17 protein-coding genes are annotated in these 16174 nt (G+C 38.9%); 14 read left to right on the top strand and 3 right to left on the bottom strand.

The features are described from left to right. Nucleotides 1-365: 365 nt before the first annotated feature. From VCHSUH03_RS00800 to VCHSUH03_RS00775, 6 genes are all read left to right on the top strand, one after another. The gene (locus VCHSUH03_RS00800; RefSeq protein ID WP_060923753.1) at nucleotides 366-710 is read left to right on the top strand and encodes a zinc ribbon domain-containing protein YjdM; all 345 of its coding nucleotides are present in this window, start codon (nucleotides 366-368) and stop codon (nucleotides 708-710) included. Nucleotides 711-817: 107 nt separating this feature from the next. After that, on the top strand, nucleotides 818-1213 hold the full coding sequence (locus tag VCHSUH03_RS00795; protein WP_105093712.1) for a hypothetical protein: 396 nt from the start codon (nucleotides 818-820) through the stop codon (nucleotides 1211-1213). Between the two features lie 10 nt (nucleotides 1214-1223). Further along, entirely contained in the window at nucleotides 1224-1742 is a 519-nt protein-coding gene (locus VCHSUH03_RS00790) for a phosphatidylglycerophosphatase A family protein (RefSeq protein WP_105093711.1), read from the top strand. Between the two features lie 91 nt (nucleotides 1743-1833). Further along, entirely contained in the window at nucleotides 1834-2373 is a 540-nt protein-coding gene (locus VCHSUH03_RS00785) for a cysteine hydrolase family protein (protein WP_105093710.1), read from the top strand. A gap of 289 nt (nucleotides 2374-2662) precedes the next feature. Continuing rightward, on the top strand, nucleotides 2663-3292 hold the full coding sequence (locus VCHSUH03_RS00780) for a superoxide dismutase (RefSeq protein WP_105093709.1): 630 nt from the start codon (nucleotides 2663-2665) through the stop codon (nucleotides 3290-3292). Between the two features lie 375 nt (nucleotides 3293-3667). Further along, nucleotides 3668-5224 carry a DUF438 domain-containing protein gene (locus VCHSUH03_RS00775; RefSeq protein WP_105093708.1) on the top strand — a complete coding sequence of 519 codons (1557 nt, stop codon included), beginning with the start codon at nucleotides 3668-3670 and terminating at the stop codon, nucleotides 5222-5224. Nucleotides 5225-5389: 165 nt separating this feature from the next. Here the strand turns inward: VCHSUH03_RS00775 and VCHSUH03_RS00770 are convergent, their stop codons facing one another. Beyond that, complete coding sequence (locus VCHSUH03_RS00770; RefSeq protein ID WP_105093707.1) at nucleotides 5390-6583, bottom strand: MalY/PatB family protein; 1194 nt, start codon at nucleotides 6581-6583, stop codon at nucleotides 5390-5392. A 386-nt stretch (nucleotides 6584-6969) separates the two neighbouring features. Between VCHSUH03_RS00770 and VCHSUH03_RS00765 the strand changes: the two genes are divergently transcribed. Further along, a complete protein-coding gene (locus VCHSUH03_RS00765; RefSeq protein ID WP_105093706.1) occupies nucleotides 6970-8322 on the top strand; it encodes an NAD(P)-dependent oxidoreductase in 1353 nt (450 codons plus the stop codon). Between the two features lie 489 nt (nucleotides 8323-8811). Beyond that, nucleotides 8812-9087 (top strand): helix-turn-helix domain-containing protein, encoded by a 276-nt coding sequence (locus VCHSUH03_RS00760; RefSeq protein ID WP_105093705.1) that lies wholly within the window; start codon nucleotides 8812-8814, stop codon nucleotides 9085-9087. Here the strand turns inward: VCHSUH03_RS00760 and VCHSUH03_RS00755 are convergent. Next, on the bottom strand, nucleotides 9065-9742 hold the full coding sequence (locus VCHSUH03_RS00755) for a lactate utilization protein (RefSeq protein WP_105093704.1): 678 nt from the start codon (nucleotides 9740-9742) through the stop codon (nucleotides 9065-9067). The two genes, VCHSUH03_RS00760 and VCHSUH03_RS00755, sit on opposite strands and share 23 nt — an antisense overlap. Nucleotides 9743-10101: 359 nt before the next feature. On the opposite strand from VCHSUH03_RS00755, the gene pta reads away from it, so the two are divergent. The 4 genes from pta to VCHSUH03_RS00735 all read left to right on the top strand — a co-directional run bounded on the left by pta (nucleotide 10102) and on the right by VCHSUH03_RS00735 (nucleotide 13747). Continuing rightward, a complete protein-coding gene (gene pta / locus VCHSUH03_RS00750) occupies nucleotides 10102-11100 on the top strand; it encodes a phosphate acetyltransferase (RefSeq protein WP_105093703.1) in 999 nt (332 codons plus the stop codon). Nucleotides 11101-11363: 263 nt separating this feature from the next. Then, nucleotides 11364-12023 (top strand): DUF542 domain-containing protein, encoded by a 660-nt coding sequence (locus tag VCHSUH03_RS00745; protein WP_105093702.1) that lies wholly within the window; start codon nucleotides 11364-11366, stop codon nucleotides 12021-12023. 274 nt (nucleotides 12024-12297) lie between these two features. Then, nucleotides 12298-13089, top strand: a complete 792-nt coding sequence (locus tag VCHSUH03_RS00740) for a hypothetical protein (RefSeq protein ID WP_105093701.1) — start codon at nucleotides 12298-12300, stop codon at nucleotides 13087-13089. 115 nt (nucleotides 13090-13204) lie between these two features. Beyond that, entirely contained in the window at nucleotides 13205-13747 is a 543-nt protein-coding gene (locus tag VCHSUH03_RS00735) for a glutathione peroxidase (protein WP_105093700.1), read from the top strand. Nucleotides 13748-13851: 104 nt separating this feature from the next. On the opposite strand, the gene VCHSUH03_RS00730 is transcribed toward VCHSUH03_RS00735, so the two are convergent. Next, entirely contained in the window at nucleotides 13852-14481 is a 630-nt protein-coding gene (locus VCHSUH03_RS00730) for an NAD(P)-dependent oxidoreductase (protein ID WP_105093699.1), read from the bottom strand. Nucleotides 14482-14843: 362 nt separating this feature from the next. Between VCHSUH03_RS00730 and VCHSUH03_RS00725 the strand changes: the two genes are divergently transcribed. Continuing rightward, the gene (locus VCHSUH03_RS00725) at nucleotides 14844-15200 is read left to right on the top strand and encodes a winged helix-turn-helix transcriptional regulator (RefSeq protein ID WP_105093698.1); all 357 of its coding nucleotides are present in this window, start codon (nucleotides 14844-14846) and stop codon (nucleotides 15198-15200) included. 187 nt (nucleotides 15201-15387) lie between these two features. Next, complete coding sequence (locus tag VCHSUH03_RS00720) at nucleotides 15388-16089, top strand: MBL fold metallo-hydrolase (protein WP_105093697.1); 702 nt, start codon at nucleotides 15388-15390, stop codon at nucleotides 16087-16089. Nucleotides 16090-16174 lie beyond the last annotated feature (85 nt).

Genomic DNA, 16174 nt, shown 5'->3' with positions numbered 1-16174 from the left:
TCAAAAAACTGAAAAAATCAGGAAATGGCCTTTTCGTTTTATCTAGCTACGAGCTGTAACGAAGGGCTATTTGCTTTTTGTAAAGCAAATAAGGGCAATAAGTGAGCCGAAAGAAATGAGAATTGTCAAAATATCTATGACAATTGATAAAATTTCAAAATCACTCATAGTTTCACCCCCTTCTAAAAAGAAGAGAGGCCCAACCTCGTCGGCTACACTATTATTATAATGCGAACTAATATGCGATACAATAAGCATTGATTAATAGAGATATAACTATTTTATAGAGTAGTTATAATGTTTTAGTGGAATAAAGTTTTATATGGTATAATACTTTCATTATGTAGTGAGAAAAGGAGATCTAAATGGCAAATTTACCTAACTGCCCTAAGTGCGGCGATGAGTACACATACGAAGATGGTCATATGTTTATCTGCCCTATGTGCGGCAATGAATGGACAGCGGCTGACGCACAAGCTGCAGCTGAAGCAGGTATCATTCGCGATGCTAACGGCAACGAGCTAGCTGATGGCGATACAGTTGTAGTTGTAAAAGACCTCAAAGTAAAAGGTGCGGGCATCTTGAAACAAGGTACGCGCGTAAAGAATATTCGCCTCATCACTGGTGCAAGCGATGGCCATGATATCGATTGCAAAATCGATGGTTTCGGTGCAATGGCATTGAAATCTGAAATGGTTAAAAAAATCTAATATAAGGAATCCCTACCGATATATTCGGTAGGGATTTTTTCATATCATAAATGGTATAATCAACGTATACTGCGTGTAGCGTGAGAGTATTTAGTCGAGAGGAAACTATGTTAAAACGTGTTGTGTTACTAGCCGTATTGGCGTCTATGATGGGAACTGTTACTTCTTTAGCGGCTGATTTAAAGCCTACAGATAAGCGTACCTATGAATTACAGCAACAAATCTCTTATAATGTCATCATTCCTAGTGAGGCTTTCAAAACGAGTGCTGACGGTACCTTGATTGTTCCAGTAGAGATTAAGACTGATGATAAGGGTAATATTGTGGCTGTTGAAGCGGGGCCTAATAATTGGAAATTAGATCGAGAGGCTTACCCCATCTTTGAAGAGGCTGCCAAAGAGGCGGCTTGGAATACAAAGCATGTCGATACAGAGGAAGAGTTGGTGATAACCATTCCAGTTAGTATTGTTATGCTATCCGGTGATAAGCCTAAGAAAAAATAAAGGAGCACTTATGGAATCTACAAAAGATTTAGAGAAATACACTTACGACCTACTGGCGGAGCGTGGCGTTACGGTAGAGGATATTGCAGAGCTCGTTTTATACGTTCAAAAACCGTATATGCCGAATTTAAAGATTGAAGAGTGTCGTGAGCATGTGGCATCCGTGCTTTCAAAACGAGAGGTACACAATGCGATAATTACGGGCATTGAGCTCGACAAGTTAACAGAACAAAATAAATTGTCTCAGCCTTTGCAACGCATCGTGGCTAATGATGAAAGCCTCTATGGTATCGATGAGATTCTAGCCTTTTCCATCGTTAATCTGTATGGCTCTATAGGCTTTACGAACTATGGCTATTTAGATAAGGTAAAGCCAGGTATTATTAAGAAGCTAGATAGTGAAGAGGGCGGTCACTGTAATACATTCCTCGATGATCTTGTAGGTGCCGTGGCGGCCGCTGCAGCAGGAAAGCTAGCTCATAATGAGCCACACCGCGTACGTCATGCGTTAGCTGAGGAAAAAGAATAAATTTCTAGTATTGATGTCATTGAGTATAAAGAGTATAACTAGTATAGTGAATAAATAATTTATTACTGGTAGGTTATATACAGGAGGAACTATGCAAAAGGTTCTAGTTGTTATTGATATGCAAAAAGACTTCGTAGATGGTGCCCTTGGCTCAGCACAGGCGCAGATGATTGTAGATAATGTGCGCCAAAAAATTGAGAACTTTGACGGGCCTATTATCTTTACGCGCGATACGCATGATACTAATTATCTTGAAAGCCAAGAGGGCAAGTTCTTGCCTGTTACACATTGCGTGAAGAATACAGAGGGCTGGCATATTGTGAAAGGTTTAATCGAAGCTGCAGAAGGGCGTCCTGTCATGAGCCCTGTATCCTTTATCGATAAGCCAAACTTTGGATCCTTTGAATTATTATCCCGTTTGGAAGGCATGAACTCGGTAAATCCTATTGAGTCTATTACGCTCGTTGGTTTATGTACTGATATTTGCGTTGTTTCTAATGCGATTATACTGAAAGCAGGTTTGCCAGAAATCCCTGTTTACGTAGATTCTAGCTGCTGTGCTGGCGTTACGGAAGAATCTCATCAAGCAGCATTAACAACAATGAAAATGTGTCAGTGTATCATTGACTAATCGAGCTTGTTGCAACTGTATTAGTTTGAAGTACAAGGGTGTATAACGTACCTTTAGTATGGATGTATTCAAATCGTATATTGATTAACTTATGTAAAGGCTATAGGTTATTCTATAGCCTTTTTACATGGGAAATCATATTGACGATTTTCTATATACAATGTACAATAAATAATGATAATTCATATCAATTAAATAAAATAAAGATGCAGGTGCATCGAAACGCTTTCACTAGAACGATAGGTACTGATATATATCGTTCCATGCCCTAAATTTAAGGAGGACTATTATGAAACCTTTCGAACTCGCACCATTGCCATATGCTTATGATTATCTTGAGCCTGTTATCGACGCAGAAACAATGAAATTGCACCATGATAAGCACCATCAAGCGTATGTTAATAATTTGAACGCTGCTATCGCAAAATATCCTGATCTTGCTTATGGCTGTGTAGACTGCATCCTCGGCGATATCGCTAATGTGCCAGAGGACATCCGTCAAGCGGTTATCAACAACGGTGGCGGTCATAAGAACCACACTATGTTCTGGGACATCATGACAAAACCAGATACATCTAAATTGGAAGGCCCTTTGAAAGAGGCTATTGACGCTGATCTTGGTGGTTATGATGCCTTTGTTGAAAGCTTCTCCACTGCGGCAGCAACACGCTTCGGCTCTGGTTGGGCATGGCTTGTGGTAAACAAAGATGGTAAACTCGAAGTGACATCTACTGCGAACCAAGACAATCCTCTGTTAGAAGGCAAAAAAGCCATTCTTTGCTTAGACGTTTGGGAACATGCATACTACTTGCACTACCAAAACCGTCGTCCAGACTATATCAAGGAATTCTTCCGCGTTATTAACTGGGACAAAGTATCTGAAAACTACGAAAAAGCCTTGAAACCACACCATCAATAAGATAGCTTTTGATATTGGTATATCTCTCAAACTAGTTGATCTCAGAAATATATAAATCTCTCAGAACTTTCATCTCTCTAAAAACTAGATATATATTTTTAATAGATAACGGATAGTTCATATATTCTCCTTCATGCTTGACTGGGGATGTATTATCTATCCGTTATTTTTATATAAAAATGTTGATATTTTTAGAAAGAACTTTCAAAAGTATAGCCATGGATACAGATTTTATAATCGATATCGTTTATCATAGGGTCATAGGTTATGTTAGATAAACCTTTCACAGTATATATTGCCTTGTATACACAGTGGTACGTATAGAGGGCTACTCACATAAGTAATAAACAATATTTTTGACACGAGGGGATCAAAATGGAAAAGAAATTAGATTTGTCCAAATCCGTATATGATTTGGTAACAGAATATCCTGAAGTAGTAGATATTATGAAAAGCTTAGGGTTCAGTGAAATCACTAATAAAGTGATGTTGAACTCTGTTGGTAAAATCATGACTATTCCTAAAGGGGCTAAAATGAAAGGCGTATCCATGATCGATATCGTGAGCGCATTCATGAAAGCTGGTTTTACCTTGGAAGGTGAAATGCCAAATCTACAAGGTGATGAAGCAGCATCTGCTAAAGATGCTCCTGTAGAGACTGTGGCTATTCAAGTAGAGGAGCCTAAAGCTAGCCAAAATACAGAAACTAATGAAGAGGACACTGTTACAGATAGCGAACGTGTAGAACAATTGAAAGGCTTCTTGAAACGGTTAGGTACTGGTGAAGAGCTTGGTGCTGTTCGTGAAGACTTTGCGAGCCAATTCAAACATGTTGAGGCTAGTGAAATCATGAAAGCTGAACAAGGTCTTATGCGTGAAGGTACACCTTTAGAAGAGGTACAACAATTATGTGACCTTCACTCTGCGTTGTTCCATGGTTCCACCATTCATGAACAAATGGATGCAGAACATGCTAAGGTAGAAGCGGTTCTAGAAGCTCAAGAAAAGAGCAAGAGCGTTGTGGGTTTGGTAGAGACTGCAGGTCATCCGTTAAACCGATTAACAGAAGAAAATAAAGCGCTCGATGAGTTGATTGAGGCTATTCGTCCAAAAGTAGCAGACAAAACTGCCACTTATGATGATGTGAATACAGTGCGTCAACTATCTGTTCACTATGCTAAAAAAGGCGATTTATTATATCCAAAATTGAAAGTGGATTATGCAATTGGTGGTCCATCCATGGTTATGTGGACTGTTGATGGCGATATTCGCGACCAATTAGGTGATTTAGCAAAATCTAGCCAAAGTGTAGATGATTGGTATAGACGCTTTGATGAGCTTCTTACACGTGCTCAAGAAATGATCTACAAAGAACAAAATATCTTGTTCCCAATCTGTGCAGAAAACTTCAGCAAAGAAGATTGGTATCAAATTTACAAAGATACAGCGCAGTATGAAGACATCTTTGGGGTAACACGCATTGCTTGGCCAGAAGCTGATGCCGCATTAGCTGCGCAAACTACAAAACCAAGTGGTGATAATAATGCTATCGGTTTAATTGGTGGTACTTTAACTGTAGATCAACTAGATGCTATGCTCAATACAATGCCAATGGAGGTAACCTTCGTTGACCATGAAGATATTAACCGTTACTTCAATGATGGTGAAAAGGTATTCAAACGTCCTACTACAGCAATTGGTCGTGATGTGTACTCCTGCCATCCACCAAAGGTAGAACCGATTGTACGTGGTATTATCGACTCCTTCCGTAAAGGTGACCGCGATAATGTGGCAGTATGGCTTGAAAAACAAGGTCGTCCATTCTATGTAAACTACATGGCTGTACGCGATCAAAACAATAACTATATTGGTACATTAGAACTCGTACAAGACATGCAATTTGCAAAGGAACATTTCGATAGAATTAAATAAAAACTAGTGTAATACTAGTTGTGTGATACAGTGAAACTTTGATACAAAAAGGCTGCTCTAACATTGAATGATGCTAGAGCAGCCTCTTTTATTTGTACGAAATGAATTCTCTAATATGATTAATGTATTTCCTGAATTAATGTATTTTTTGATAAGAGGTACCTATTAAGGGCGTACGTACTTGATAATATTATGGGTAGCAGTCTTAATATTTTCAAGGCTAGTAGCCAAGTTTAGGCGTACAAAGGTGGTGTAGTTTTCGCCGCCAAACCATTCGCCAAAGCTTGGTGCGATGCGGCATTTATTTTCAAATAGGTCATGCATATTTTCCGCCTTTACATAGGCACCAAAATCAATCCATGCTAAATAGGTGCCGTCCATAGGGCTGATGCGGATTTGTGGTAATGCCGTACAAAGCTCTCTGCACAGATATTCATAATTTTCACGTATAACAGTCAGTACATCTGTGAGCCATGCCTCCGACTCTGGATGTGTGTAGGCTACAGTGATGGCCGTTTCAGCAATAACATCGGAGTCCGTATGGTATACATGGGCTTTATAGAAGTTGAATTGGTCTCTCAGCTTTTCGTTTGGAATGATAACCTCTGCATGATGCAAACTAGCCATATTAAACGATTTGGACAGGGAAGACATAGCAATAATATTATCGGCATAGGCGCCGCTAGCTACTGTTAGAGCCGATGTAAATGGTGTTGAATCTGTAATGAGGTCCTGATGGATTTCGTCGCTGATGATGAGCACCTTATGTTGCTCACAAATGCTAAATAACCGAGCCATCTCATTTTCTGTCCATACGTGACCTACAGGATTATGAGGATTGCAGTGAATGAACAGTTTAACATCGTGCATGGTAATCGCCGTTTCAAAGGCCTCGTAATCTACGGTATAGCGATTATCGTCACTGCGTTTCATAGGAATAGCGATGATCTGGCGCTGTGCATCGCTGGCGCTCGTATCAAAGGCGCCGTACACAGGACTTAGAACGGCAATGGCATCATTTGGTTTTGTGAAAGCCCCAATACACCACATAATGCCTGTAATAACATTGGGTGCACTTGTAAGCCAGTCTTTTTGAAGCTTACAATGATGATGGCGTTTATACCAACTCATGACGGCTTCTATATAATTCGGATTTGTCATGGTATAGCCCAAAGGGTTAGCTTTCACATAGTTACAAATAGCATCTTGAATACATTGAGGGGGCATAAAGTCCATATCAGCCACCCATAGTGGTAATAAATCGGTGTGGTTAAATTTTAAGTGTTCGCCGTCCCATTTGCGGGAATGGGAACCGCGGCGATTGATATAGTATTTTTCTGTAAAGTCTATTGTGTTCATAGTGAACCTCTATAAGTGTATGTTAATGTGGTGAGAATCAATTGATCTATCTATTATCAGTATACATGCATAGATGTATATGTAAATATACACTTAGAAAATGGCGTTACAGCATCTTTCTTTTCTATGCAATCCTTGCATGAATAGGGCCTATATTGGTATACAAAAGGTGCTATATTTGCTTGACTGTTGGGACTTTCACAATTTAGAATATACTATAGAATAGTGTGCGTCTGACCAGTGACCACACGTCTATCGAATGGTTACAAAAGATAAATCTTAGCAGCATGTGGCGGCATCCCTATGTGAGAGGGCTCATCGGATTGCTCAGGTACATGCAACGCTGTATAAGTATAGTACTGGATCCTTGTTAGGAGGCATGTGCCATGAGTAACGAATTAAAACCACTACATTTTGATGCGGATTATACAATGGAGGAAGCGCTCGCTGAGGCGAAACGTTGTCTAAATTGTCCGAAACCATTGTGCCGTATGGGTTGCCCTATTGAAAACGAGATTCCTCGTTTTATCCAAGCCATCGCACGCGGTAACTTTGGTGAAGCCAATGATATCTTGGCAGAACGTACAAACTTGCCATCCATTTGTGGTCGCGTATGTCCGCGCGAAAACCAATGCGAAGGTAACTGCATCATGAATAAGGCGAAAAAACCGCCTATCAATATTGGTAAATTGGAACGCTTTGCTGCTGATTTTGAAAGCATCAATGAACTTCGCAAACCTAAGAAAATCAAACAAGATCTTGGTAAGGTTGCCGTTGTAGGTTCCGGTCCTGCAGGCTTGTCCGTAGCCGGCGATATCGCTAAACTTGGCTATGATGTAACTGTATTTGAAGGTCAATCTGAACCAGGTGGTGTACTCTTATTCGGTATTCCTGAGTTCCGTTTGTCTAAATCTGTTGTACGTCGTGAAATCGCTCGTCTTGAAGGCTTAGGGGTTAAATTCGTATGTAATACATTTATCGGTCAAGATAAAACATTGGATGAACTCTTCGCTGAAGGCTTTGATACCATCTTTATCGGTACTGGTACTCATATTCCTCAAGAAGTACGTATGGAAAATGATGAAGTGCACGGTGTATTCCAAGCGATGTACTTGTTGACTAATGTACAATTAGTAGAAAATGGCGAGCTTGACAAGGATCAAATTCCTGTTAAAAAAGGCGACCGTGTTATCATCATTGGCGGCGGTAACGTAGCGATGGATGCGGCTCGTACATGCGTACGTTTAGGCTGTGAATCCGTAACGGTAGCATATCGTCGTAGCCAAGAACAAATGCCAGCACTATTGTCTGAATACGAAGAAGCACGTGCTGAAGGTGTTCAATTCCAATGGTTCGCTTCTCCAGTGGGTGTAGAAGGTAAAGACAAGGTAGAAGGCTTCAAATACGAAGTGATGGCTCTTAACGAAGATGGTGCAGGCATTCACGGTACTGGTAACTTCCAAGTTATGCCTGTAGATAAAATCATCATCGCTGCTGGCCACAAACCAAATGCACGTCTTATCGGCGAAGGTAATAACCTAAAGGTAGACGAAAAAGGCTATATCATTACATCTGAAGATCCATATGGCATGACTAATCGCGCTGGCGTCTTTGCTGGCGGCGACGTTGTACATAAACCTGCTACTGTAGTACTCGCTATGCGGGAAGCTAAAAAAGCTGTTGACGGCATGGTTAAATACATGGAAATCAAAAAAGCTCAAGAAAGCGCTAATCAATAATCTTATAGAGATAATCAAAGAGTCCTATACTTAGTATAGGACTCTTTTTACTATAAGGATTTGATTATTATAGTATTTTAATAGTGTTTTATTATTGGTTTCAGTTTACGGTCAAAGTAGAGGGTCATGTATATATGTACTTATTATGATGTAGGCTAATCCAGTGTGATATTAGAATTCAAATTTGTCTTTCCTGCATAGATAATGTATAGAAATTACGATAAATGCTTATAAAACCTGAGCTTATCGATTACAATACCTGTATTTTTAGTCTTAATTATCTCTAGATATACTAAAATTCCACGAATTGATGAAATCGGACATAACTTAATATGCAAAGAAAAAAGCCTCGATAGAACTAATTTATGCCTTAGTTTTTATGGAGGCTTTTGCGTTATTGCTTTTCAACTGCTACTATGCAGGAATGGCGCCGAGTCGTATAGTAAAGGCATAACCATGTGTTGAGTGTGAAAGTAGATAGAGGTTGCTATGAATCCTATCCTATGTTGTCGTGATATACAGGTTCGACAAGAAGTTCACAAACTCGGGGTGTTGATTTTGCTTTGGCGTAGACAATTGGGCATGACGCAGTATCAATTAGCAGATAAATCAGGTCTAGCTCAATCTTATATAAGTGATCTTGAAAGTGGTGCTATAGACCCTAGATGGTCTACGATTTATAGAGTCGTCAATGGACTAGGGCAATTGAGTGTTCAAGACTTTCTCAATGGCCCACAAGCTATTAGAAGCCTAAAGCTTCATTGATGATAATGACTTCCATAGTTTGCATGTTACGCATCTTTTTATAGTAAATAGTTAATGCATTACATATACGATCTGGAGAGCCGCAGTCGTAGCATTTTTCTTCTAAGTTAGCACACGGATTGAGAGAGCTCTTTTTATTTTTCTTACTATTAAGTGGAGCCGCTACGTTTCGTGCACGATAAATAGCGGAGGCTAAATCTGGGGTAATCTTGTTAATACCCAATACAAAGAAAACCTCTTGGGAGCCAAATAAGGAGGCTGCTACACGATTGCCTGTGCCGTCGATATTCACCATCTCTCCCGTTTGTGAAAGGGCGTTTACAGAGGTGAGAAATACATCGCGTCCCATGGTGCGTAAGGCCGTATCGCGGAAGCTTTCACCCTCCAATGGTCGCTGAATATCTGTTATGTCTTCGTTGACCTCAGATAAAGCGTCGTGAACGTTGAGTTCCAATAAAGTGCGAGAATCGCCGATGGCGACACATTTGTTTTGGATGCGATTTTTTAGATATGTAACGGCTTCGGCACCGGTTTCAAAATAATGAACTACAAATTTATTTCTCTCTAACGCTTTGATTGTCTTTTCAATATCTATGGGCGTTTCATTAGGCTGTGGATGCATAACTGCGTTGATTGTCGTTTCTGTATTTGCCATGAGTCCTCCTGAATGGGGATAAAAGTAGTATCCTCTTGATTATTACTATAGCAATGTTTTGGTATTATTGTAGCCTTTTAATATAACTAAGCCAATACTTTATCATGGTATCATTCAGAGAATACTCTTTTAAAAGTTGGAATAGAATCCAAATTAGTCATAAAAAAGTGTCAAAGTTGGAATAGATTCCAAGTTGATAGGTAAAAATTGGTGAAGTGGGAATGAATTCCAACTTTCACTAAAAGGGGTAAAATTGGAATAATAGGCTAAGAAAATAAATTTTACTTTTACCAATAGGTTGAATTTGCTATAATAATAGTATTGATATGGCATAAGCCAATGTTAAGGAGGCAAAAATCGTGGATTTAATTCAAAAATTAAAAGACCAAGTAAAACCATTAGGTAAAAAAATCGTGTTGCCAGAATACCAAGATGAACGTGTATTGAAAGCAACAGAAATCATTTTGAAAGAAGGTTTCGTAACACCTGTATTAGTAGGTAACCCAGCTGAAATCGCAGAAGCTGCTAAAGCTGTTGGCGTATCCGTAGAAGGTGCTGAAATCATCGATCCAGCTAACTACGATCGTTACCAAGAAATGGTTGATACATTCGTAGAATTGCGTGCTAAAAAAGGTATGACTCCTGAAAAAGCTGACGCAACTATGAAAGGTGACTGCTTATTCTTCGGTGCTATGCTCGTTCGTCTTGGCGCTGTAGATGGCATGGTTGCTGGTTCTGGTTGCCCAACTGCTAATGTATTGCGTGCTGCATTACAAGTAGTAGGTACTAAACCAGGCCTTAAAACTGTATCTTCTTCCATGTTCATGTTTACAAGCAAAAAAGAATATGGCGACGACGGTATGCTCGTATTCTCCGACTGCGGCGTATTGCCTAACCCAACTAGCGAACAATTGGCTGATATCGCAGAATCCACTGTAGAAAAAGCTCGCAAAGTTGTTGGTATGGCTGACCCTCGCGTATCCATGTTGTCCTTCTCCACTAAAGGTTCCGCTTCCACTCCAGAAGTAGACAAAGTAGTAGAAGCTGTTAACATTTTGAAAGAACGTAATGTAGACTTCAAATTCGACGGCGAATTACAATTGGATGCTTCCATCGTTCCTTCCGTAGCAGAAAAGAAAGCTCCTGGCTCCAACGTAGCTGGTAAAGCTAACATTTTGATTTTCCCTGATCTTCAAGCTGCTAACATTGGTTACAAATTGGTACAACGCTTCTCCGGCGCTGACGCTCTTGGCCCATTGATTCAAGGTTTGGCTAAACCAGTTCATGACCTTTCCCGTGGCTGCTCTGCTCAAGACGTTGTAGACGTTGCGGCTATTGCTGCTGTTGAAAGCATCTAATAGTTGCCCACACAATTATATATAAACATATGTTGTATATGTTTTGATATGCTGAAAGCTGGCTCTATGGGGCCAGCTTTTTGTATGTTCAATATATATCCATATATTTTTATATTCATTACTTTATGTTATTTTTTACAGCCTTACCATTGTTGTCATGGTACTTTCAAATTAGTAGCTACTGCGACAGACAGAATCCATGGTTGATCGTATAGTATAACTATAAGAATATAGATCGGCATAAACCATTGGAGGTGTATCTTATGAGTTTTGGAACTATTAATAAATCCATGACCGTAGCTGATGCGGTAAAAGTAAATCCAGAGTTAATGGATGTATTAGCAAAAGATGGAATTGATTTTTGCTGTGGTGGTGGACATCCTTTAGCAGAGGCTATTACAGAAATAGGTAAAGATGTGGATGTATATATTGCTATGTTAAATGATGTACAAGTTGCTCAGAAATCTTCTCGTGCAGAGGTGCTTAGTTATTCTAAAGACCAATTGATTGATTATATCGTTCATACCTATCATCGAGAACAATTGAATATGATTGATGAAATTGACCAAGGATTGGCAAAACTACTAAATGTACATTATGACCATCATGGTGAGGAATTGATAAAGATTTATCAAACCTTTTTGCAACTCAAATCCGCTCTTGTACCTCATTTCCGGCATGAAGAACATGTAGACTTTCCTGAGTTTAAAGCTGGTAAACCAATAGACTTTGATGAACTTCGGGCTGAACACGAAGCTGCAGGTGTACTTTTGGAATCCTTAAGTGCATTGACCAACCAGTACACAGCACCAGCAGATGGCTGTGCTACTTATGTCTATGTATTTAAGACTATGAAAGCCTTAGAAGAAGGTCTTCATGAACATATTTTCTTAGAAAATTCTGTTTTGTTTGACATGAAGTAGATTATAATATCATCTGTATAACGACAAGGCTCTATTGCAAAATGGACCCTTGTATGTAGTAAAGACACCAATCGAATGGTTGGTGTCTTTTGTTTTCTTAAAAATTATGAGTTTGTAGCTATATTATGGTGAAATATGCGGTTTGCGTAAATACATATAGAAGGTGTATGATTAAGTTAAGAATATTTGATTAATATATTTAATTAATGTTTGAGTGAATACACTTGATATGCACAAGTGTATTTGTGTCTAGAGTCGTGAAAAGGAGAGGGCTATGATTTCTGTATTCGATACACATCCCGTTGTTTTTGAAGGTTCAGATCGGACTTTAACTATTAGTTACAATGGTGTACTTTGCAAAGATGCAAATGGACAAGTTCTAACAGACATTGATTTTGAAGATGTAAATGAGCTATATCTTATGAGATATTTAAATTCAAACGGTAATTATTCTATTCTCTTTAGAGATCACAACTGGAAAAATATAGAAGGTCAAGATTTAGATACGGATCGCACAGAATCTAATACTGGTCACAACATTCGTGAAACAAAAGCGATTCTTGCAGCCTTTGCTCGAAATAAATTGACCGCAGATTTTCCTGCGAACTTAGATACTCTTCAATTGCCATTAGACTCTTCCTTTATGGGTAAGCGAGAAATTACCATTAAAAACGGCGTTATTTCTAATGGTAAGGTAGATATTCCTATTAAAGATATCCGTCGCGTAGTATGTGCATCTAATGGTACGATTAGTAAATTGCTAGTATACAAGGAAGAAAAGCCTAGCTCTTTCCTTAAAAAGATATTTGACTCTCCTGATATGAAAATCACATTGAATGCCATTACGTTGCCGTTATTGGAAGCCATTGTAACACGCAATACAGGTCATGGTATTGATTTCAGTCGCGGTAACGGTTTTGATCAAAAGAATTCCAACTATATTATTATCCGCTATCTTGACTCTGGTTTCTTCCTTGAGAAAGACGGTACAGCACCTACAGAATGGCAGAAAACTGCTGCTGAAACAACAGCTAAATTTGGCTATGATGTGAAAACATTGTTATAATATTGGATACTTCGATATAGTATAGTCATGAGGTGATAACACCTTGGATATTAAGACATGTAGAATTTTAAATGATGATAATATCTATTGTATGAATATTTTTAGGAGGCGTATCATGACTGTATATAATTATTCCTTACTCAATAAAGCTGGTGAAGAGCAAAGCTTAAAAGATTTTGAAGGTAAAGTGCTGGTGATTGTTAATACGGCTAGTAAGTGTGGCTTTACTCATCAATATGAAGCCTTAGAGGCTCTTTATAAGAAATATAAAGATCAAGGATTAGAGATTATCGCTGTTCCATCTAACCAATTTGGGGAAGAAGAACCTGGTTCAAATAGTGAAATTCAATCATTCTGTAAGTTAAATTACGGTGTTACCTTCCCTGTGATGGGAAAAGCAGATGTGCGTGATGAAAGTGCACTAGAACTTTTTAAATATATGATTAAAGAGCAACCGTTCCAAGGTTTCCCACCGAGTGATAAGACGGAAATGCTTACAGATTATCTTAATGGTATTGACCTTAATTATCTTAATGATGATGAAGTAAAGTGGAACTTTACTAAATTTGTCATAGACCGTCAAGGTAAGGTGGTAGGGCGCTTTGAGCCTGTTGTAAAACCGGCTGAAATGGAAACCTTCATCAAAGAACTGCTATAATTTAATCAAGAAAAAACCATATAGATCAGTTAAAATCATATCTTGAAACATAATAGACAGTAAAAAACTGCTTGTACTCATTGTACAAGCAGTTTTTATATAGCTTAGTTTTGTACGGCTGTAAAGCGTTGACGACCAAATTTGTGGTTGTTGATTTCATCCACTAGAATTTGTGCGAATGTAGCATATGAGATATAAGGTTTGCCTTCTTTGTTCAAGATAACATTTTCATTACCTAATACATAGTCATTAGATTCAGGGCCTTCTGCATCTAAGATTGGTGGTGGGGTAAACATTGTCCAGTCTACATTGCTGAATTTACGCAAGATATCGTCAGACTTACCATGAGTTTTTGAACGAGCTAAAAATTCTTTTGGAAACTCTGGTGTATCATTTAGTTGAACTGTGTGATCTTCGTCTACGTAGAGGCTACCTGCACCACCTATAGCGATGAGGCGCGTATTTGTGTTAGCTAATGCTTTTACAAGCAATAATGTCAAATCTGCTGGTAAATGATACGTATCTGGCGTGAAAGCACTGGTAGCATTCACTACAACGTCAAATTGTGTTAATTCCTCTTTAGTTAATTGTAATGCATCCTTTACGATGGTTCGGATGCCTTCAATAGCACCTTCACGGCGAACAACGCCTGTTACTTGATGACCAGCTTTAAGAGCTTTCTCTACTATACGATGACCTGCTTTACCGTTTGCACCGATTACTAAAATGTTCATGATGATTCTCCTTTTTGTGAAAGCCACTTTGATAGAGGGTTTGTGTTCAGCTGATGACCTCATTATATAGTTGTGCAAATATTTTGAGTAGTAGAATTATTTTAGATAGGTACTATCAAAAGTGATAGAATTATGATTATTATTGATTAAAATTTTTTCAAAAAGTTTTGTACCCTAAAAAACAATACTATAAAATGCTTGCAATACGATAAATTTGTGATATGATTTGAACTACATTAGAAAGACATATTTCTAATCCTGAAATGGAGATAGTAGTATAGCTATACATGGTTGAGCTTAGCAATAGAGGTTTAGCTTTGTTATAAAAAGCTATTTAAGCTATATAGAGAAGGAGAATTATTATGGCAGAGCAACTCGTAAATGTTCATGATTTAGTGGGCCGCTGTCCTTTTGCAACGAGTCAAAAGTTATTAGCCGGCAAATGGTCTTTGTTGATCATGCACGAATTAGCCGAAGGGCCTGTGCGTTTCCGTGAATTAGAGCGCCGCTTATACCCAATTACACAAGCAACACTTACTAGAGCGTTACGCCAATTAGAAGATGATGGCCTGGTACACCGTGAAGTATACGGTACGATTCCACCAAAGGTTGAATATAGCCTTACCGAAGTGGGGGCAGGTTTTAAAACCGTTCTAGCGTCCCTTGAAACTTGGGGCAACCAATATATTGACTATATGAAAGCCGCTGGCCGCATTTAAGAAATGCCAGCGGCATTTCTGCCCTTATTATGATTATACGTATGGGCCACTATAGATTTGATAAGGTAAAAAAACCTTTATATATGTCAGGAATAGCCACTTGTTTATGCCCAGTCTTTATAAAAATATGGTATAATAAACAATACGAATGATATAAATTCTCAATAAATTAGAGGTATTGATAATAATGTTGAATGTTACTTTTTTAGCTCATAGCGGCTTCCTCGTAGATGATGGTAAGCGTTGTTATGTGTTTGATTATTATAAAGATCCTAATAATATAGTTTGGCAATTGGCTAAACGAGGTCGTGAGCTTTGGTTCTTTGTGAGTCATACTCATGGTGATCACTTTAATCCGTCTATTACGGAGTTTGATGGGCCTCAAACTCGTTATATTTGCCATCAAGATGTACCGCTAGAGGGCAAGGTGAAGAAATGTATTACTATGCGCCCTGGCCAAGATGCTACACTTGATGATGTAGGCATCCATATGTATGGTAGCACCGATGAAGGCGGTTCTTTCTACGTAAAGACAAATACGGCTAACATCGATTCTGACTCTATCTTCCATGCAGGCGACCTCAACTGGTGGCATTGGCTAGGTGATACGCCTGAGAACAATGCGGATGCGAAGCGCATGGCTTGGCGCGAGTTTAAGGAGTTAGAAGGCTTGTCTGTAGATGTAGCGATGTTCCCTGTGGACAATCGTCTGGAAGATGCTATGGAGTGGGGCAGTATTGAATTTCTTCGTCGTGTAGAGGTGAAAAAAGCCTTTATTCCCATGCATTTAAATGGTCCACTATGGACTCCATCTGTGTATTTTAAAGCCCTCTTTGGAGATGTGCCGGTTTGGGCCCCTCAAAAAGATGGCGATGAATGCACATTCTAAATCTACTTTCACAGTTTGTAGTTTGTGAAAGTTCGTGGCCTATGTGGTCACTACGTTATATGGGGAGAGTCTATATACGTAATTC

The organism is Veillonella infantium, assembly GCF_002959895.1.
GTDB lineage: Bacteria > Bacillota > Negativicutes > Veillonellales > Veillonellaceae > Veillonella > Veillonella infantium.
The sequence above is the reverse complement of the archived record's forward strand: the minus strand, read 5'-3'. Positions and strand labels throughout refer to the sequence as shown.

Coding starts and splice junctions, on each gene's coding strand:
- VCHSUH03_RS00755 (WP_105093704.1), bottom strand. CDS start 9,742: ATGGCAAATACAGAAACGACAATCAACGCAGTTATGCATCCACAGCCT.
- VCHSUH03_RS00775 (WP_105093708.1), top strand. CDS start 3,668: ATGGAAAAGAAATTAGATTTGTCCAAATCCGTATATGATTTGGTAACA.
- VCHSUH03_RS00745 (WP_105093702.1), top strand. CDS start 11,364: ATGAGTTTTGGAACTATTAATAAATCCATGACCGTAGCTGATGCGGTA.
- VCHSUH03_RS00765 (WP_105093706.1), top strand. CDS start 6,970: ATGAGTAACGAATTAAAACCACTACATTTTGATGCGGATTATACAATG.
- VCHSUH03_RS00725 (WP_105093698.1), top strand. CDS start 14,844: ATGGCAGAGCAACTCGTAAATGTTCATGATTTAGTGGGCCGCTGTCCT.
- VCHSUH03_RS00795 (WP_105093712.1), top strand. CDS start 818: ATGTTAAAACGTGTTGTGTTACTAGCCGTATTGGCGTCTATGATGGGA.
- VCHSUH03_RS00740 (WP_105093701.1), top strand. CDS start 12,298: ATGATTTCTGTATTCGATACACATCCCGTTGTTTTTGAAGGTTCAGAT.
- VCHSUH03_RS00720 (WP_105093697.1), top strand. CDS start 15,388: ATGTTGAATGTTACTTTTTTAGCTCATAGCGGCTTCCTCGTAGATGAT.
- VCHSUH03_RS00785 (WP_105093710.1), top strand. CDS start 1,834: ATGCAAAAGGTTCTAGTTGTTATTGATATGCAAAAAGACTTCGTAGAT.
- VCHSUH03_RS00730 (WP_105093699.1), bottom strand. CDS start 14,481: ATGAACATTTTAGTAATCGGTGCAAACGGTAAAGCAGGTCATCGTATA.
- VCHSUH03_RS00735 (WP_105093700.1), top strand. CDS start 13,205: ATGACTGTATATAATTATTCCTTACTCAATAAAGCTGGTGAAGAGCAA.
- VCHSUH03_RS00800 (WP_060923753.1), top strand. CDS start 366: ATGGCAAATTTACCTAACTGCCCTAAGTGCGGCGATGAGTACACATAC.
- VCHSUH03_RS00790 (WP_105093711.1), top strand. CDS start 1,224: ATGGAATCTACAAAAGATTTAGAGAAATACACTTACGACCTACTGGCG.
- VCHSUH03_RS00780 (WP_105093709.1), top strand. CDS start 2,663: ATGAAACCTTTCGAACTCGCACCATTGCCATATGCTTATGATTATCTT.
- VCHSUH03_RS00760 (WP_105093705.1), top strand. CDS start 8,812: ATGAATCCTATCCTATGTTGTCGTGATATACAGGTTCGACAAGAAGTT.
- VCHSUH03_RS00770 (WP_105093707.1), bottom strand. CDS start 6,583: ATGAACACAATAGACTTTACAGAAAAATACTATATCAATCGCCGCGGT.